Source organism: Enterobacter cloacae complex sp. ESBL7, from assembly GCF_041679625.1.
Lineage (GTDB): Bacteria > Pseudomonadota > Gammaproteobacteria > Enterobacterales > Enterobacteriaceae > Enterobacter > Enterobacter asburiae_B.
Genome location: NZ_JBGORN010000011.1, coordinates 68,268 through 86,807, shown reverse-complemented (window position 1 = coordinate 86,807; position 18,540 = coordinate 68,268). Strand labels below are relative to the sequence as shown.

The following is an 18,540-nucleotide window of genomic DNA, read 5'->3' as shown; positions in this document are numbered from 1 at the left end:
CTTAGAACCTCAGGCCAGTAATAAAGGAAACCAGGCGAACCAGAATACCATCCAGTCCCCACAGGATCAGTGACATTACCGCAGTCACTGCAGCCACGATCAGCGTGGTGTGCAATGTTTCCTGGCGAGTCGGCCAAATGACCTTGCGGACTTCGGTACGTGCTTCGCGAGCGAAAGCAACGGTTGCTTTACCCTTAGTCGTCAACAGCGCGACACCGCCCGCTGCAGCAATCAGAATCACCACTGCCAGCGCGCGGAGCGGCAGCATCATGTCACGATAAAGATAGTTGCCAACGATTGCCACAATCAGCAGCACGGCAACAGCGACCCACTTCATCGCTTCCAGGCCGCGCCCGCTCCCTTGAGCTTCGGTATTCGCACTCATAAACCAACCTGTCAGAAGAATTCTACAAATAATTTCACCCCGCGATTGCGAGGCGAGCCAAATCGAAACGCTAATCCCTTTATGGATTATACGCTCTCTGCAGAGCCTGTCTCAGCAATGATTATGACAAAAATAATCACTGATGAGCCAGGTTCTGATGTGAAAGCGTGCAAAAAGGGCATCAAATGATGCCCTTTTCATGCGCATTGCGTCAAATGTTATCAGCGATTAGCCGAGAACTTTAGCAACCACGCCCGCGCCAACGGTACGGCCACCTTCACGGATTGCGAAACGCAGACCGTCGTCCATCGCTATTGGGTGGATCAGAGTCACAACCATCTTGATGTTGTCGCCTGGCATTACCATCTCAACGCCTTCTGGCAGTTCGATGGTACCGGTCACGTCAGTTGTACGGAAGTAGAACTGTGGACGGTAGCCTTTGAAGAACGGAGTATGACGGCCGCCTTCGTCTTTGGACAGGATGTACACTTCAGATTCGAACTTGGTGTGTGGCTTGATTGAGCCTGGCTTCGCCAGAACCTGACCACGTTCGATTTCTTCACGTTTGATACCACGCAGCAGAACACCAACGTTCTCACCAGCACGGCCTTCGTCCAGCAGTTTGCGGAACATTTCAACGCCAGTACAGGTAGACTTCGCAGTCTCTTTGATACCAACGATTTCAACTTCTTCACCAACTTTGATGATACCGCGCTCTACACGACCGGTAACAACGGTACCACGACCGGAGATGGAGAATACGTCTTCGATTGGCAGCAGGAATGGCTTGTCAATCGCACGCTCTGGTTCTGGGATGTAAGAATCCAGGAAGCCAGCCAGTTCGATGATTTTCGCTTCCCACTCTGCGTCGCCTTCCAGCGCTTTCAGAGCAGAACCACGAACGATTGGGGTATCGTCGCCCGGGAAATCGTACTGAGACAGCAGTTCACGAACTTCCATCTCTACCAGTTCCAGCAGCTCTTCGTCATCAACCATGTCGCATTTGTTCAGGAACACGATGATGAAAGGAACGCCTACCTGACGACCCAGCAGGATGTGCTCACGAGTCTGAGGCATTGGGCCATCAGTCGCAGCAACAACCAGGATCGCGCCGTCCATCTGCGCAGCACCGGTGATCATGTTTTTAACATAGTCGGCGTGGCCTGGGCAGTCTACGTGTGCGTAGTGGCGAGTCGGGGTGTCGTACTCAACGTGAGAGGTGTTGATGGTGATACCACGAGCTTTTTCTTCTGGTGCGTTATCGATCTGGTCGAATGCACGAGCAGAACCACCGTAGGTTTTTGCCAGAACGGTAGTGATTGCAGCGGTCAGCGTTGTTTTACCATGGTCAACGTGGCCGATAGTACCGACGTTAACGTGCGGTTTTGTACGTTCAAACTTTTCTTTAGACATCGATTGTCCCTCTAAGACACGGATAAATCGGTGATATCACCACATCAACCAGGCGAAATGCCTGAATTGTTGAATACAGTAAAATTGAAACAGAGAGAAACGGGAAGGAGAAGTGAAGTGGTGCTGATACCCAGAGTCGAACTGGGGACCTCACCCTTACCAAGGGTGCGCTCTACCAACTGAGCCATATCAGCACGTATTGGAGCGGGCAGCGGGAATCGAACCCGCATCATCAGCTTGGAAGGCTGAGGTAATAGCCATTATACGATGCCCGCATCCTGAAACTCGGCTACCCAGTTCTTTCTGTAACAAAAAAAGAGATTTCTCTCTTTTTCAGTTTGAGCTGGCTAATTTTTCCAACCAGCTCCGGCGGCATTTACGCTGCCAGAAAGTGGTGGTGGGGGAAGGATTCGAACCTTCGAAGTCTGTGACGGCAGATTTACAGTCTGCTCCCTTTGGCCGCTCGGGAACCCCACCGGACTTGATGGTGCCGACTACCGGAATCGAACTGGTGACCTACTGATTACAAGTCAGTTGCTCTACCTACTGAGCTAAGTCGGCATCAAGTAGCGCGCATTCTATGGATACCTGCGCGGTCATGCAACTAAAAATTTGCATAAAACGTTCTTTCGCTCACATTTTATGCGAACAGCGTATCGGACGCTGTAAAAGTAGTCATTTGAGGTCAAATATTCAACATATCATCGTGATTTGCACCGTATTCACCGTAGCGTGACGGCTTCCGCGTAACGCAGCGCTTTCCATCTTTTTTCTTATTATTCCCGTCATCTGGTGTTAACCTCCTGCCCATTGTCCAAAATTAACTGTGTGATGAGCCACGATCCGGCAGTGTGGTGCTGGCTCACTGAAGCATGCTTATGAGCAAAAAAGAGCAAACGTTAATGACGCCTTATCTTCACTTTAACCGCAGCCAGTGGGCTGCCCTGCGTGATTCCGTCCCTATGACGCTGACGGAAGGTGAAATCGCACGGTTAAAAGGGATAAACGAAGATCTGTCCCTGGAAGAGGTGGCAGAAATTTATCTCCCCCTCTCTCGCTTGCTTAACTTCTATATCAGCTCGAACCTGCGTCGTCAGGCCGTGCTGGAGCAGTTTCTCGGGACGAACGGTCAACGCATTCCTTATATCATTAGTATCGCAGGCAGCGTGGCCGTGGGTAAAAGTACCACCGCGCGCGTCCTGCAGGCGCTGTTAAGCCGCTGGCCGGAACACCGCAGCGTGGAGCTGATCACCACCGACGGCTTCCTGCACCCGAACGAGGTGTTAAAAGAACGTGGGCTAATGAAGAAGAAAGGTTTCCCGCTTTCTTATGATATGCACCGTCTGGTGAAATTTGTCTCTGACCTGAAATCCGGCGTGCCGCACGTGACTGCGCCAGTCTATTCGCACCTGATCTACGATCGCATCCCGGGTGGGGATAAAACCGTGGTCCAGCCGGACATCCTGATTCTGGAAGGTCTGAACGTGCTGCAAAGCGGGATGGACTATCCTCACGACCCGCATCACGTATTCGTCTCGGACTTCGTCGATTTCTCTATTTATGTCGATGCGCCGGAAGACCTGCTGCAAAACTGGTACATCAACCGTTTCCTGAAGTTCCGCGAGGGGGCGTTCACTGACCCGGATTCCTATTTCCACCACTATGCCCAGCTTTCTGAAGAAGAAGCGATCAACGTGGCGACGGGGCTGTGGAATGAGATCAACTACGTGAACCTCAAAGAGAACATCCTGCCGACTCGCGAGCGTGCAAGCCTGATCCTCACCAAGAGCGAGAAGCACGCCGTCGACCAGATTCGCCTGCGGAAATAATCTAGCAGACATAAAAAAAACCGGCTTAGCGCCGGTTTTTTTCGTTATGCCTGTGGCTTCTCGCCATTTTCATCCTGATCGACCGCGAAGCAGGCAACCAGCTGGCCGCCATAATCCTTCAGCTGCGGCTGGAGCTGGGTACATGGGCCAAAGCGGCGACTGCAGCGGGCATTGAATGCACATCCCGGAGGCGGATTCAGCGGGCTTGGCAGTTCACCCGTCAGCTTAATACGCTCACGACGATCGTCCGGGTTCAGACGCGGCGTCGCAGACAGCAGCGCCTGGGTATACGGGTGACGAGGGTTATTAAAGATCTGGTCTTTGGTCCCCTTCTCCACGCAGCGCCCCAGGTACATCACCATCACTTCATCGGCAATATGCTCAACCACCGACAGGTCGTGGGAGATGAACACGTAAGAGAGCCCCAGCTCCTGCTGGAGATCCATCATCAGGTTTAGCACCTGCGCACGCACGGATACGTCGAGCGCGGAGACCGGCTCATCGGCAATCACCACGTCCGGATCCAGCATCAGCCCGCGCGCAATAGCGATACGCTGACGCTGGCCGCCGGAGAACATGTGCGGATAGCGATCGTAATGCTCGGTTTTGAGGCCGACCTTCGCCATCATCGCCAGCGCTTTTTCACGGCGCTGCTCTTTGCTCAGATTACTGTTGATCAGCAGCGGCTCTTCCAGAATCTGCCCCACTTTTTTACGCGGGTTCAAAGAACCGTACGGGTTCTGGAACACAATCTGGATTTTCTGGCGACGCAGCTTCTGCGCCTGCGGATCGTGCTTGAGCAGATCCTGCCCCTGATAATAGAGCTCCCCGCCGGTCGGCACTTCAATCATCGTGAGCAGACGGCCCAGCGTGGATTTGCCGCAGCCTGACTCCCCCACCACCGCCAGCGTTTTACCGCGTTCGAGGTTAAAGGAAACGCCGTCCAGCGCTTTCACCAGGCGTTCAGGGGCAAACAGTCCCTTCTTGACCGGGTAGTATTTTTTCAGGTCGATGGCCTGCAACAGCGGTTGTTGCGTGGTGGCCTGTTGCGTACTCATAGTGTTGGCCTCCCGGCATCATCGAGTGGGTAGTGGCATTTCGACTGACGGCCGTCAGCAAGCTGGTTAAGCTCTGGCTCTTCTGCCCGGCATTTGTCCGTCGCATACGGGCAGCGCGGATTGAGCAGACAGCCCTGCGGACGGTCATATTTACCCGGTACCACACCCGGCAGCGACGCCAGACGCGCTTTGTCCTGAGCAAACTCCGGCAGCGCGCGTAAAAGCGCCTGGGTATACGGATGACGCGGCGCGCGGAAAATATCGTGTGAATTTCCGGTTTCGACCACCTGGCCGGCGTACATCACGATGATTTTGTGCGCGGCTTCGGCCACCAGCGCCAGATCGTGCGTAATCAGCACCAGCGCCATATTCTCTTTCTGCTGCAGCTCCAGCAGCAGTTCGATGATTTGCGCCTGAATGGTCACATCCAGCGCCGTCGTAGGTTCATCCGCAATCAGCAGTTTTGGTCGACAGGCAATCGCCATCGCGATCATCACGCGCTGGCTCATCCCACCGGAGAGCTGGTGCGGGTAAACGTCCAGACGTGATGCCGGATCAGGAATACCCACCTGGTTCAGCAGATCGATCGCCCGCTGACGACGGGTTTTCTTATTCCCGCCCTGATGCACCTTAATCGCTTCCATAATCTGGAAACCAACGGTGTAGCAAGGGTTCAGGCTGGTCATGGGATCCTGGAAAATCATCGCCACTTCGGCGCCCACCAGCTGGCGGCGCTGTTTTTCAGAAATGCGCTTCAGATCCTGACCGTTGAACTGCAGGTTTTCCGCCATCACGCGGCCCGGGTAATCAATCAGCCCCATGATCGCCAGCGAGCTCACTGACTTACCGGAACCGGACTCCCCGACAATGCCAACCACTTCGCCCTGATTTACGCTGTAGCTGATGCGGTCCACGGCGCGAAACGGGGTGCCTTCGTCGCCGAAGTGCACCGATAATTTATCTACATTTAATAACGCCATCTCGTGCCTCTTACTGCTTCAGTTTGGGATCAAGCGCATCACGCAGACCATCACCCATCAGGTTAAATGCCAGCACCGTCAGCAGGATTGCCAGACCCGGGAAGGTGACAACCCACCAGGCGCTTTGTGCGAACTGCAACACGTCGGAGAGCATGGTGCCCCACTCCGGTGTTGGCGGCTGCGCACCCATGCCCAGGAAGCCAAGAGCGGCCATATCAAGAATGGCGTTAGAGAAACCGAGCGACGCCTGAACAATCAGCGGCGCCAGGCAGTTAGGGAAGATATTCACGAACATCTGGCGCATCGCACCGGCACCCGCCACGCGAGAGGCGGTGACGTAATCGCGGTTCACTTCCACCAGCACCGCCGCACGGGTTAAACGCACGTAGTGAGGGAGCGCCACGAAGGTCAACGCCAGCGCGGCATTGCCTATCGACGGGCCGAAGATTGCCACCAGCACCAGCGCCAGCAGCAGGCTTGGCAGCGCCAGCATGATGTCGACGATACGCATGATGATGTTATCAACGATGCCGCCGAAGTAACCGGCAACCAGGCCGAGTACAACGCCCATGATCAGCGACAGCACAACAACGAGACAGCCGACCAGCAGCGACAGGCGCGCGCCGTACATCAGACGCGACAGCACGTCGCGGCCCACGTCATCGGTACCCAGCAGGTGCGTCAGGCTACCGCCATCCTGCCACGCAGGCGGCGCGAGCAGCGCATCGCGGAACTGGTCCGCCGGGTTATACGGTGCGAGGAAGTTCGCAAACACCGCAATCAGGATCATGATTACGACATACACCAGCCCTACCACCGCGCCTTTATTGCGCCTGAAGTAGTGCCAGAATTCCTGCAGCGGCGTCATAGGAACCGGTGCAGCGACCACTTTATTTTGAGTGACTTGTGACATGATGGTCCCTTACTTCTTATGACGAATACGCGGGTTCACCACGCCGTACAGCAAATCGACCAGCAGGTTGACGAGGATAATCATCGTCGCGACCAGCAGTACACCGCCCTGCACAACCGGATAGTCACGGCGTTGCAGCGCGTCAATCAGCCAGCGTCCAAGGCCCGGCCAGGAGAAGATGGTTTCGGTCAGGATCGCCCCCGCCAGCAACGTCCCCACCTGAAGGCCGATAACGGTCACCACCGGCAGCATGGCATTACGCAGCGCATGGACGATGATGACGCGCATACGCGTCAGGCCCTTGGCGCGCGCGGTGCGGATATAATCCTCACCCAGCACTTCCAGCATCGATGAACGGGTCATTCGCACGATCACCGCCAGAGGAATGGTGCCCAGCACCATGGCAGGCAGGATCATGTGCGCCACGGCATCAATGAAGTTGCCCTCTTCGCCCCAGATAGCCGTATCGATCAGCATAAAGCCGGTGAGCGGGTTGGAGTCATCCAGGAAGACCATATCGCTGACGCGCCCGGAGACCGGTGTCAGGTTAAGCTGCACCGACACCAGCATGATCAGCATCATGCCCCACCAGAAGATAGGCATGGAGTAGCCGGTCAGCGCCAGGCCCACGGCGGTGTGGTCAAAAATAGAGCCACGCTTGACGGCAGCCAGTACCCCGACAGGAATACCCACCGCAGTGGCGAAAATCATGGCGCAGACGCCAAGCTCCAGCGTCGCTTTAAAACGCGGCACGAACTCGTCCCACACCGGAAGACGGCTTTTCAGCGAAATCCCTAAATCACCGTGCAACACGCCCCAGATATAGTGGAGGTACTGCTGCCACATCGGCTTATCGAGACCGAGTTCCGCCAGCAGCTGTGCATGGCGCTCAGGGGAAATACCACGCTCGCCCGCCATAATCATTACCGGGTCGCCGGGGATCATATGGACGAAGGCAAAAGTGAGAAGGGTGATACCGATAAACGTGGGGATAACAAGTCCCAGACGTCGGAGGATGAACTGCAACATAACCCGGATTCTCTCTGATGACGCACGACCAGTGGCGTGACGTCTGTATTGCTCACAAATGTAAATTCCCTCTCCTGGCGGGAGAGGGTTAGGGTGAAGGGCGTGCATGCATCCCCTCACCCCTGCCCTCTCCCAGAGGGAGAGGGAGAACACCCTACTTATTATTCAACAGATACGTTTTCGAAGTGGTGTTTGCCCAGTGGATCAACCACGTAGCCCTTCACTTCTTTACGCACTGGCTCGTACACGGTGGAGTGAGCAACAATCAGCGCCGGAGCCTGATCGTGCATAACAACCTGAGCCTGCTTGTACAGTTCAATACGTTTGTTGTGATCGTCGGTCGCACGCGCCGGCTGGATCAGGTCTTCAAACGGCTTGTAGCACCAGCGAGAGTAGTTAGAACCGTCTTTCGCCGCCGCGCAGCTGAACAGGGTGGCGAAGAAGTTGTCCGGATCCCCGTTATCACCGGTCCAGCCCATCATTACCGCCTGGTGCTCACCCGCTTTGGCGCGCTTCAGGTACTCGCCCCACTCGTAGGTCACAATCTTGGCCTGAACGCCAACTTTAGCCCAGTCAGCCTGAACCATTTCCGCCATACGGCGTGCGTTCGGGTTGTACGGACGCTGTACCGGCATCGCCCACAGCTCAACGGTAAAGCCTTTATCCTGGCCCGCTTCTTTCAGCAGCGCTTTCGCTTTCTCAGGATCGTAGGTGTAGTCTTTAACGTCGTCGTTATAGCCCCACATGGTTGGTGGGATCAGGTTTTTGGCAGCAACGCCAGCGCCCTGGTAAACCGCCTTGATAATCGCTTCTTTGTTCACCGCGTAGGTCAGCGCCTGACGTACTTTCACGTCATCAAACGGTTTCTTCTCGGTGTTGAAGGAGAGATAGCCCACGTTCAGGCCAGCCTGCTCCAGCAGGTTGATATTCTTGTCCTGCTTCATGCGGGCGATATCAGCCGGGTTCGGGTACGGCATTACCTGGCATTCGTTTTTCTGCAGTTTTGCATAACGCACTGACGCATCAGGCGTGATGGAGAAGACCAGACGGTCGATCTGCGGCTTGGTGCCCCAATAGCCTTCGAACGCTTTATACAGAATGCGGGAGTCTTTCTGGTACTGCAGCAGCTGGAATGGACCGGTACCGATTGGGTTCAGGTCAACTTTTTCCGGCGTACCGGCTTTCAGCATGTTGTCCGCATACTCTTTGGACAGAATTGAGGCGAAGTCCATGGCCAGGTCAGCCAGGAATGGCGCTTCCGGACGCGTCAGCACGAACTGAACCGTTTTATCGTCCACTTTTTTCACTTCAGCAATCAGGTCAGGCAGACCCATCCCTTCGAAGTATTCATAGCTGCCGCCAGACACTTTGTGGTACGGGTTCTGAGCGTTTTTCTGACGGTCGAAGGAGAACACAACGTCGTCGGCGTTAAAGTCGCGCGTTGGTTTGAATTCTTTGCTGTCCTGCCACTTCACGCCCTGGCGCAGGTGGAAGGTATAGGTTTTGCCGTCTTCGCTGACGTCCCACTTCTCGGCCAGACCCGGAATCACTTCCGTGGTACCGGTTTTGAATTCAACCAGACGGTTATAGATCGGTACAGAGCTTGCGTCGTAAGTCGTACCAGAGGTAAAGAGCTGTGGGTTAAAGCCTTCCGGCGAGCCTTCAGAACAGTAAACCAGGGTTTTTGCCTGTACGCTTGCTGCCACGGTCATAGCCACCAGGCTCAGACCAAGCTTCAGCATCCCTGACTTCTTCAAGGAAATACTCATTATTCTGCTCCAATGTGATGTTTTGCTTTGTTGTGTTACGCCGCCAGACCTTTATTTATTTTTTACCCGGTCCAGTCGGTGATGCCCGAAGGCTTTAAAGGGATGGAGAATCCTTTCAGAAGAGCGTTTGAGTTGCAGCGCAGATCGTCCCTGAAATGCCCCTCATGCCCTACAATCTGTCAACAGAATGTGAAAACGTCAATACAGGTGACGGGGATTTACGCTGAGTGTGAGAAACCGCAAACAAAGATTAAAAAAACTATGCATGCCAGTTTTCAGCAGGGAAATTTATGCTACTCGCTATCTTGCAGCACAAGTCTCTTCATATTTCGCAACAATCAGTGATTAACTTTTATTCAGAATGGGTAAATTTTCTTGCAGAATGGTGATTATCTGAGCACTAAATACCGCGAACGTTAAAACGCACAGCGAAAAATGCTGAGGTTATCCATAAGCAACGCGAAAAAAGATCAATCTATATATAAAAAAATACAATGGATTATGTCACAAAATCGTTAACAGGCAGGGAGAAGCAGGCCTAAGGGGCGTTTTGGATACTCTGACGGGATAAGATCATAATGCAAAAAGGGCTAACCTTGCGGTTAGCCCTTTTCAGAATGTGGTCGGCGAGAGAGGATTCGAACCTCCGACCCACTGGTCCCAAACCAGTTGCGCTACCAAGCTGCGCTACTCGCCGAATGCGGAGCGCATCTTACTGCTGAGGTGCGCCCCCGTCAATCCCTTATTTTCAAAAAGCCATTCAACTGGCGATATTCTCGCCAGGGCAGCTACTGCGCGGCTTTTACGCTGTTATCAGGGACTTTACACCAGTTGTTGTTTTCGTTAATCCCACCATTCGGTGAGGTATAGCCGAGACAACCCATAATGGTGTCGTACAGCTCAACGTGACGACGCGGCACCTTCATCTCCGCCTCTTTTTTCAGCTGAGCAAACATCTTCGCCTTCTCCGGATTTTCAAGATACTTATCCGACATCCACATGATCATCGGCACGCGGAACTGCTCCGGCGGTGCCAGCTTGCGCGGCGTACCGTGCAGGTGCTCTTTCTCATTGATGGATTCACCGTGGTCTGCCGCGTAAATCACAATCGCTTTTTTATCGCGCAGCTGGTCGATCACCCGGCTCAGGAAGGTATCCACGTACAGCACCGAGTTATCGTAGGCGTTGATCAGCTCCTGCTTGCTGCAGTCTTTATTAATGCCCACGCACTCAGGCTGCCACTTCGCAAAATCACGCGTGTAGCGCTGGTAGTAGCTGTAATGCGACCCTTTGGTATGCAGAATAACCAGATGCTTGCCCTGCGGATGGTTCTTGAGGGATTGCGACATCTCTTCCAGCAGCAGCATGTCGTCGACGTTTTTACCGCGGTTACGCGGCTCTGCGCCAATCTGCTCGCGGTACGCGATGTTATCTGCCAGCGTGTTGGTGTAGAACCACATCTCACTTTGCATAGCGAACAGGTCTGAGCTAAACCCAAGCTGCTTCAGCACGGCAAACACGTTCTGCTCTTTCAGCGTGCGTTGCGGGTTATCGCTTGCACCGCCTTCACGCACAAACATACAGCGCAGCGAGAGCTTGGTTGCGGTATCGCAGGAGTAGCCACGGTAAGCCACCAGGTTTTTCTCCTGCGCCAGCTTTGGCGTGGTATCCCGGTTATAGCCGAGAATACCCATATGATCCCAGCGCGTCGTTTCACCGATGACGAAGACGACGTACGTATCATCAATCCCGTCGGCTGGCGGCTGGTAGGTGAATTTTTTCAGTGGATTAATCAGCGATTTCACATCACTGGATTCGTCCGCCTGCGCCCAGGCATACAGACCTAACGCTGACAGCCAGTTAGACGGCAAATAGGAGTTTGCCACCACGCCGCCATAGCTTGGCATATCCACGCCCGTCGCTTTTTCGACGCGTTTTTGCTGCGTTTCCATCAGGCGGATTGGCGCCCATACCAGCAGTCCGGCCAGCAGGACAACGACGATATTGCGGATCCGCTGTCCACGCGTGCGCAGCTGGCGTAACAGCGTATAGCGGCACGTATTGTTCCAGATAAAGAACAGCGGTATCAGACAGGTTAAAACTGTCCAGACGATAAAGCCTTTCCCTACCACCTCTTTCGAGAGATCGATATCCGTGGTCATCACCGAGGCAACGATACCGTACCCAATGACCACGTTCATAAAGGTCATGTAATAGCTTGCGGCGGCGGAAATAATCACCACCAGCGAGGCCAAAATTTGCCAGGTACGTCGGCCAAAAAGGGACAGCAGGCGTAAGAGGAAGAAGGTAGCGAGGACGGAGCCGAACACTTCAATGGCGGCAAAAATACCATTACTCACGGTAAGGTGTTCAAAATAACCTTCCACTCTTCTGAACAGTACCGCGCCATTCAGAAATAATCCGATATAGACAGCCAGCATCAGACACAATCTTTGCTGGGTAAGAGACCTAATGTATTTCATGCAAACAACCCTGGGGGAAGGGGTATAAAAACCCGACGAATCTCAAAGAGAAAGCGGACAGAGTACGTAAATGCGTAAGGAAGCGTTATTAGAAACGTCTACAAGCGCGATAAGTAGACCACAGCGGGAGAGAAAAGTGGCAGCAGAGAGTGTGATCGGTATAAATTTTTACAAAATATCGAGACGGGAAGCGTCTCGCATAAAGAAAAAAGAGGCCGCAGAGGCCTCTTTCATACTGCTTACGCGTGCGCTTCTTTGAATACTTCACGCTGCGGCTGGCGAATCGTGGTCGAGAGCGCCAGCGAGATAATCAGCAGGGCAAATATGACGCAGAAGGTCACGTAGAACCCGCCGAACAGGGAGGCAATCAGCGAGCCGCAGATGCTGCCGATCCCGAAGCCAAGATAGATAACGCCGTAATTTTTCGCCAGATTGTTCAGGCCAAAGAACTCGCTTACCAGTGACGGGAAGACGGTAATAGTGCCGCCGAAGTTAAAGGCCACGCAGGCAATCGCCGCAAAGAAGGTGGCTTCATTCAGCGGAGCGAACAGCAGCGCCGCCATGCCGACCAGCGAAACCACCTGCCCAATCGTAATCACACGGATGCGGGCAATTTTGTCAGACAGAATACCGAGCACCAGACGACCGGAGAGGTTGGCAATGGAGATGACCGTCACCGCGTTCGCCGCCGTGGCCGCATCCAGCTTCACCATCCCCTGTGCGATATCCTTCGCCACGCCGATAACATACAGTCCGCTCATGCAGGCCGTCAGGAACATCACCGCCAGCATCCAGTACTGTGGTTTACGCATGGACTGCGCGAGAGTGAAGTCGTTCTCCACCACGCCGTTAACGGATTTGACCTCCTGCTGCGGCGCATCGGTCATCAGCGTGGCGCCGAACAGAATCATCACCAGCACGATTGCGCCCCAGATCATAAAGGTGTTTTCGAGGCCAACGGACGCCAGCAGATGGGAGTCGATAAATTTGAACCCGAGGCTGCCCAGGCCATAAGAGCCGATGGCGAACGCGGAGATTAAGCCTTTACGCTCCGGGAACCACTTCACGCAGTTCGACAGGGTCAGCAGGTAACCTGCGCCATCGGCCAGACCCACCAGCACGCCGGCGCTCAGCCACAGCATCATCAGGTTGCTGGAATGCGCCGTCAGGAAAAAGCCCAAACCCAGCAGAATGCCGGACGCCATGGTCACACGCTTCACGCCAAAACGCTCCTGCAGCTTGCCCGCGACGGAAGACGAAATCGCCAGACCCAGGCTCAGCAGACCAAAGGAGAACGCAACCTGGCTGACCGGCGCGCCGAGTTTGTCGGAAAGCGCGCTGTTAAACAGGCTCCAGGTATAGACCGACCCCAGCGCAAACTGGGTGACGATGGTGCCAAAGAGCGTGAGCCAGCGCGTGCGGTTATAAGTTGATGTGTTCATGGCAGTTGTCCTGCAAGAGAAATTAAGGAAGTTCGCTGAGGACAACGATAAACAAAACCTTAATACGCCTGGGGTAAAACGGCATGAAATGCAGGCGGAACGGAATGAAATGCCTGGAATCAGGAATGAATGGCCTGGCCCGAGAATAAAGCGACAGCGTGTTAGTATACGCTATCGCTGTAAAGCCCGTGGTTGTTGTATTCGAGATGTTATCGTAACGTTTAAAAAAGTAACAACTCTAGAAATTTGCGCTAACGCCGAGGGTGTATAAAAACTCCTCACCGGTGGTGGTGTGCTCCCCCTGAGCCAGCGACGCATAGGCCGCCACGTGCGTATTAAAAGGAATATCCGTTCCCACGGTGACGTCCATCCAGCTACCGTTTTGGGCAGGGGCTGGCGTTTGCGGCATGCCAAACTGCGATTTCCACTGGTTTTCACCAAACTGCTGGTTATAGCTAATCTGCGCCCACTGACGGAGATCGCCATACTGGGTATTCACGCGCCACCCCAGCGTGCTGACGCTGGCATGCCAGAGCGGGTCGGTAAGTGCCTGCGTCGACGCGCTATCACCAAACTCGTTGATCATCATGGGAGCCGTGCCGTCGTACCGCCACGCCACTACCGGGCCGGTGGTGATACGCGCTGAAACCGGAAAATTCCAGCCCACGCTCATTGCCCCCTCCGTCGTGCTGCCAGACGGTATATTCAGGGCCAGACCCGGCGCGTTTTGCGAAGACTGAATACGCTCAGCCAGAATATCCTCATAACGCGGTTGGTGATCCGCGTCCCATGTATAGCGTTCCGCCGTATTATTTTGGGCGTCTGAAACGATATATTCCTGTTGCCAGGCAGACGCTGTATTACAAAAAAACAGGCAGGCTGAAATCCCCACCAGGCCAGAAGCAGCATGGCGACCACTGATTTTTTTTATCATCATCAACGCGACCCCAGAGAGAGCCGAATTCGGCGATATTTGTCGTTATTCAGGAAGAGCTTATAGCCCTTGTATTAACTATTGTCTTTATAGTAAACACGTCAAGCCAGTCAGAATGAAAATTTTGCGAAATCAGTATCAATAAGGGAGATGACGGATGGAACGTTGCGGTTGGGTGAGCCAGGATCAGCTTTATATCGACTATCACGATCGGGAATGGGGCGTGCCGGAAACGGATGGCAAAAAACTCTTTGAGATGATCTGCCTGGAGGGCCAGCAGGCGGGGTTGTCCTGGATTACGGTACTGAAGAAACGCGAAAACTACCGCAACGCCTTCCACCAGTTCGATCCTGTCGCCGTCGCCGCGATGACCGATGAAGACGTGGAACGCCTGGTGCAGGACGCCGGTATTATCCGTCATCGCGGTAAGATCCAGGCCATCATCGGTAACGCACGCGCTTACCTGGCAATGGAGCAAAACGGCGAATCATTTTCAGATTTTGTCTGGACGTTTGTGAACAACGATCCGCAGGTCACACAGGCCGCCTCGCTCGCGGAAATCCCGGCCTCTACCCCGGCCTCGGATGCGCTCTCGAAGGCCCTGAAAAAACGCGGCTTTAAGTTTGTCGGTTCCACCATCTGCTACGCCTTTATGCAGGCCTGTGGCCTGGTCAACGACCACGTTACCGGCTGCTTCTGTCATCCGGGAGGCCATCATGATCCGCAAATGGCAAAGTGAGAATACCGCGCCGCTTTTGAGCCTGTGGCTTGAAAGCACCACGGAAGCGCATCCGTTTATCGAGCCGGGTTACTGGAAAGAGAACGAGGCCATGGTGCGGGACGTTTACCTGCCGTCGGCGGAAACCTGGGTCTGGAAACAGGATGGCGAGCCATACGGATTTATCAGCGTGATGCAGTCTCAGTTTGTCGGCGCGCTGTTTGTCGCACCGTCATGCATCGGGAAAGGCATCGGGCGCGCGCTGCTGAACCATGTTCAACAGCGCTTCCCGCATTTAACGCTTGAGGTATATCAGAAAAATGTGCGGGCGGTGAATTTCTACCATGCTCAGGGCTTTCGCATTGAAGACAGCGCCTGGCAGGATGATACCCAGCACCCGACGTGGATCATGAGCTGGCAGGCGGATCAAACGCCGTTAAGGTAAGCTCGGGTCCCTGATATTTTTCTACCCAGGCCAGCGCCGTGTTCCCTGCGCAGCCATTCCCCAGCTTCGAGCTGGGGAGATCTTTGGTCAGCACGTTAACCGCCCCGTTTTTACAGATCCCTCCCTCGGCGGGCTCAAGGTCGGGCCATGCGCCCTGATGAATGCAGATCACGCCCGGTTTAATTCCGTCGCTCACCACCGCCCCTGCCAGCACCTGCCCGCGCGAGTTCCAGACGCGCACCACGTCGCCGTCCGCAATCCCTCGGGCTTTCGCATCGAGGGTATTCAGCGTGATCGGCTCTCGCCCGGCGACCGCATACTGCTCGCGCAGAGACGTATAGTTAAGCTGGCTGTGCAGACGGTGCGCGGGATGCGCAGACAACACCTGCAGCTGTTCCGGCTGGGCGTTGCCGTGCCACTCGTCCGGCTCGAGCCACATAGGGTGTGGCGGGCAGTCGGCATAGCCAAAGCTGGCGATGCGCTCGCTGTGGATCACGATCTTTCCGCTCTCGGTTTTCAGCGGGTGGTTCTCGGGGTCGCGGCGGAAATCGGCAAAACGGACAAACTTCGCGTTCTGTTCGCTCTCCGGCATCTCGACGATCTGGTTCGCTTCCCAGAATTCGGCAAATGGCGGAAGCGTCACGCCCTGCACTGCGCCGCGCTGGCCGGCAATCTGGTAGAAGGTTTCCAGCCATTGCAGATCGCTTTTCCCCTCGGTAAAACGCTCGCGACCGCCCGCTTCCCACAGCTCGCTCAGTTCAGCAAACACGTCAAAATCATCACGCGCTTCGTCTCGCGGGGCCACTACGCGCTTCATCGGGACCATATGCTGGTTGCTGTAGTCGCCGGTCATAGTGAGATCGTTACGCTCAAACGAGGTGGTCGCTGGCAGGACAATATCTGCATGCTTAGCCGAGCCGGTCCAGAAGCACTCGGAAATCACCACCAGCTCCGGCTTTTGCCAGGCGCGGATCAGGCGGTTGGTATCCTGATGGTGCGTGAAGTTCGACCCGCCCGCCCACCAGACAAATTTAATGTCCGGGAAGTGGCGGTCCAGACCGTTGTGCTGATAGAAACCGCCCGGGTTTTCCAGGGCTTCAACAATACGCGCCACCGGGATTTTATCCACGGCATCGACGCCGCCCTGCACCGAGCCTTGCAGAGACGCCAGCACCGCCGCTTTACGCGTCGGGTTACCGCCGTTTGCAAAGTGATAGGAGAGACCAAAACCCCCGCCCGGCGTGCCGATCTGCCCAAGCATTGCGGCAAGCGTTACCAGCATCCAGTGTTTTTGCTCGCCAAACTGCTGACGCTGCATTCCCCAGCCGGACATTAACATGGTGGTATTTTTATGGAACAACGCCGCCAGTTCGCGGATTTTATCCGCAGGAACGCCGCAAATATCTGCCGCCCACGCTGCCGTTTTCGCCACCCCATCGGATTGGCCCGTCAGGTAGTCGGCGAATTTATCGAAGCCGGTGGTACAGCGCGTCAGGAATTCAACATCGTGCCAGCCGTTTTCTACCAGCGTATGGGCGATCCCCAGCATCATCGCCACGTCGGTGCCCATATGGGGGGCAATCCACTCGGCGCTGTCGCCGAAGAAATCCATGGTTTCAGAGCGCATCGGGTCAATGCAGATGATGCGCTTGCCGCTTTTGCGCAGCGCGTCGAAATACCCAATCCCCTGCTCGTCGCTGGCATTCCAGGCAATTTTCAGCGTATTGAGCGGGTTGGCGCTCCAGAGCACCACCACGTCGGTATGCGCCAGCACCAGCGGCCAGCTGGTCTGCTGCTGGTACACTTCGTTCCCCCCTACGACGTACGGCATGATCGCCTGCGCCGCGCCGGTGGAGTAATCCCCGAGATGACCGGTATAGCCTCCCGCCAGGCTCATGTAGCGCTGCAGCAGCGTCGAGGCCTTGTGCAGCACGCCGTTCGAACGCCAGCCGTAGGAGCCGGCAAAAATGGACGACGGACCGTAAGTGTCGCGAATGCGCTTATGCTGGGCGTGGATCAGCGCCAGCACGTCATCCCAGCTCACGCGAACAAACTCATCCTGACCGCGGATCCCCTGCGGTTTATCCGGCGAGGCCAGAAAACCTTTACGCACCATCGGCCAGCGCACGCGCGTTTTGCTGTGCACCTGATCGCGAACGACGGTCTGTAACGAGTTGGGATGTTGGGTTGGCAGTGCCCCGCGGGACGACAGAACATTTTCGCCATCGGTTTCGACCAGCATCGGCCCCCAGTGGGCGGCGGTCAGAATGGTTTTCGTTGAGGTGCTCAAGCGTGCGCTCCTGGTTGCGTGCAGGTTTACGGCCTTCTTTCTGAGGCAGTTTATGGTTTGTCACAAATTTCAGAGTTATACCCGGAATTTTCTCCGTATCTGGACGTCATAATCAACTGCCACGCTCGCCGTGGCAAAGAATAAAAAGGATTAAGGAAAGAAGATGAAAAAACGCGTACTCGTTATTGCCGCTCTGGTGAGCGGTGCACTGGCTGTTTCTGGCTGCACAACTAACCCTTACACCGGTGAGCGTGAAGCGGGTAAATCCGGCATTGGCGCGGGTATCGGCTCGCTGGTCGGCGCAGGCGTGGGGGCGCTCTCCTCCTCCAAGAAAGACCGCGGTAAAGGCGCGCTGATTGGCGCAGCGGCGGGCGCGGCACTGGGCGGCGGCGTTGGCTATTACATGGACGTGCAGGAAGCGAAGCTGCGCGACAAAATGAAGGGAACCGGCGTGAGCGTGACGCGCAGCGGCGATAACATCATCCTGAATATGCCGAACAACGTGACCTTCGACAGCAGCAGCGCAACGCTGAAACCCGCGGGCGCGAACACGCTCACCGGCGTGGCGATGGTGCTGAAAGAGTACAACAAGACCGCCGTGAACGTGATGGGCTACACCGACAGCACCGGCAGCCAGGATCTGAACATGCGTCTGTCCCAGCAGCGCGCCGATGCCGTAGCCAGCTCGCTGATCACCCAGGGCGTTGAAGCCAACCGCATCCGCACCAGCGGCATGGGCCCTGCCAACCCTATCGCCAGCAACAGCACGGCGGAAGGCAAAGCGCAGAACCGCCGCGTTGAGATTACGTTAAGCCCAATTCAGTAGGTAAAAGCAAAACGGCAACGCTCGTT

General features: G+C 55.2%; 15 protein-coding genes and 5 tRNA genes. 4 read left to right on the top strand and 16 right to left on the bottom strand.

Annotated elements, in window-relative coordinates; all coding sequences use genetic code 11:
- Window position 1 precedes the first annotated feature (1 nt).
- From secE to ACERY3_RS22330, 6 genes are all read right to left on the bottom strand, one after another.
- A complete protein-coding gene (secE, locus tag ACERY3_RS22355) occupies window positions 2–385 on the bottom strand; it encodes a preprotein translocase subunit SecE (RefSeq protein ID WP_014068449.1) in 384 nt (127 codons plus the stop codon).
- A gap of 228 nt (window positions 386–613) precedes the next feature.
- Entirely contained in the window at window positions 614–1,798 is a 1,185-nt protein-coding gene (gene tuf / locus ACERY3_RS22350) for an elongation factor Tu (RefSeq protein ID WP_023309456.1), read from the bottom strand.
- Window positions 1,799–1,916: 118 nt separating this feature from the next.
- Window positions 1,917–1,992, bottom strand: a tRNA-Thr gene (locus ACERY3_RS22345).
- Window positions 1,993–1,998: 6 nt separating this feature from the next.
- Window positions 1,999–2,073, bottom strand: a tRNA-Gly gene (locus tag ACERY3_RS22340).
- A gap of 117 nt (window positions 2,074–2,190) precedes the next feature.
- Window positions 2,191–2,275, bottom strand: a tRNA-Tyr gene (locus ACERY3_RS22335).
- Window positions 2,276–2,283: 8 nt separating this feature from the next.
- Window positions 2,284–2,359, bottom strand: a tRNA-Thr gene (locus ACERY3_RS22330).
- Between the two features lie 317 nt (window positions 2,360–2,676).
- Between ACERY3_RS22330 and coaA the strand changes: the two genes are divergently transcribed.
- A complete protein-coding gene (gene coaA / locus ACERY3_RS22325; protein ID WP_021242480.1) occupies window positions 2,677–3,627 on the top strand; it encodes a type I pantothenate kinase in 951 nt (316 codons plus the stop codon).
- A 44-nt stretch (window positions 3,628–3,671) separates the two neighbouring features.
- On the opposite strand, the gene dppF is transcribed toward coaA, so the two are convergent.
- From dppF to ACERY3_RS22280, 9 genes are all read right to left on the bottom strand, one after another.
- Window positions 3,672–4,685: a dipeptide ABC transporter ATP-binding subunit DppF gene (gene dppF / locus ACERY3_RS22320; RefSeq protein WP_023309965.1), complete on the bottom strand. Its 1,014-nt coding sequence runs from the start codon at window positions 4,683–4,685 to the stop codon at window positions 3,672–3,674.
- Window positions 4,682–5,665: a dipeptide ABC transporter ATP-binding protein gene (gene dppD / locus ACERY3_RS22315; RefSeq protein ID WP_008502772.1), complete on the bottom strand. Its 984-nt coding sequence runs from the start codon at window positions 5,663–5,665 to the stop codon at window positions 4,682–4,684. The genes dppF and dppD overlap by 4 nt, the downstream gene beginning before the upstream one ends.
- Before the next feature lie 10 nt (window positions 5,666–5,675).
- Window positions 5,676–6,578 (bottom strand): dipeptide ABC transporter permease DppC, encoded by a 903-nt coding sequence (dppC, locus tag ACERY3_RS22310; protein ID WP_058841892.1) that lies wholly within the window; start codon window positions 6,576–6,578, stop codon window positions 5,676–5,678.
- A gap of 9 nt (window positions 6,579–6,587) precedes the next feature.
- Window positions 6,588–7,607 carry a dipeptide ABC transporter permease DppB gene (dppB, locus tag ACERY3_RS22305; RefSeq protein ID WP_023334097.1) on the bottom strand — a complete coding sequence of 340 codons (1,020 nt, stop codon included), beginning with the start codon at window positions 7,605–7,607 and terminating at the stop codon, window positions 6,588–6,590.
- Window positions 7,608–7,768: 161 nt separating this feature from the next.
- The gene (gene dppA, locus ACERY3_RS22300) at window positions 7,769–9,376 is read right to left on the bottom strand and encodes a dipeptide ABC transporter periplasmic-binding protein DppA (RefSeq protein ID WP_033146993.1); all 1,608 of its coding nucleotides are present in this window, start codon (window positions 9,374–9,376) and stop codon (window positions 7,769–7,771) included.
- A 620-nt stretch (window positions 9,377–9,996) separates the two neighbouring features.
- Window positions 9,997–10,073, bottom strand: a tRNA-Pro gene (locus ACERY3_RS22295).
- Window positions 10,074–10,164: 91 nt separating this feature from the next.
- Window positions 10,165–11,859: a kdo(2)-lipid A phosphoethanolamine 7''-transferase gene (gene eptB, locus ACERY3_RS22290; protein ID WP_373226547.1), complete on the bottom strand. Its 1,695-nt coding sequence runs from the start codon at window positions 11,857–11,859 to the stop codon at window positions 10,165–10,167.
- A 239-nt stretch (window positions 11,860–12,098) separates the two neighbouring features.
- Complete coding sequence (locus ACERY3_RS22285) at window positions 12,099–13,301, bottom strand: MFS transporter (RefSeq protein WP_033146995.1); 1,203 nt, start codon at window positions 13,299–13,301, stop codon at window positions 12,099–12,101.
- A gap of 238 nt (window positions 13,302–13,539) precedes the next feature.
- On the bottom strand, window positions 13,540–14,238 hold the full coding sequence (locus ACERY3_RS22280; protein ID WP_373226546.1) for an autotransporter domain-containing protein: 699 nt from the start codon (window positions 14,236–14,238) through the stop codon (window positions 13,540–13,542).
- Between the two features lie 154 nt (window positions 14,239–14,392).
- Here ACERY3_RS22280 and tag point away from each other — a divergent pair, with 154 nt between their 5' ends.
- Both tag and ACERY3_RS22270 read left to right on the top strand, forming a co-directional pair.
- Entirely contained in the window at window positions 14,393–14,974 is a 582-nt protein-coding gene (tag, locus tag ACERY3_RS22275) for a DNA-3-methyladenine glycosylase I (RefSeq protein ID WP_039261185.1), read from the top strand.
- Complete coding sequence (locus tag ACERY3_RS22270; RefSeq protein ID WP_373226544.1) at window positions 14,952–15,398, top strand: N-acetyltransferase; 447 nt, start codon at window positions 14,952–14,954, stop codon at window positions 15,396–15,398. The genes tag and ACERY3_RS22270 overlap by 23 nt, the downstream gene beginning before the upstream one ends.
- Here the strand turns inward: ACERY3_RS22270 and ACERY3_RS22265 are convergent.
- Complete coding sequence (locus ACERY3_RS22265; RefSeq protein WP_373226559.1) at window positions 15,361–17,640, bottom strand: molybdopterin guanine dinucleotide-containing S/N-oxide reductase; 2,280 nt, start codon at window positions 17,638–17,640, stop codon at window positions 15,361–15,363. The genes ACERY3_RS22270 and ACERY3_RS22265 overlap by 38 nt on opposite strands.
- Window positions 17,641–17,851: 211 nt before the next feature.
- On the opposite strand from ACERY3_RS22265, the gene ACERY3_RS22260 reads away from it, so the two are divergent.
- Complete coding sequence (locus ACERY3_RS22260) at window positions 17,852–18,514, top strand: OmpA family lipoprotein (RefSeq protein WP_024909080.1); 663 nt, start codon at window positions 17,852–17,854, stop codon at window positions 18,512–18,514.
- The last annotated feature ends 26 nt before the right edge of the window (window positions 18,515–18,540 follow it).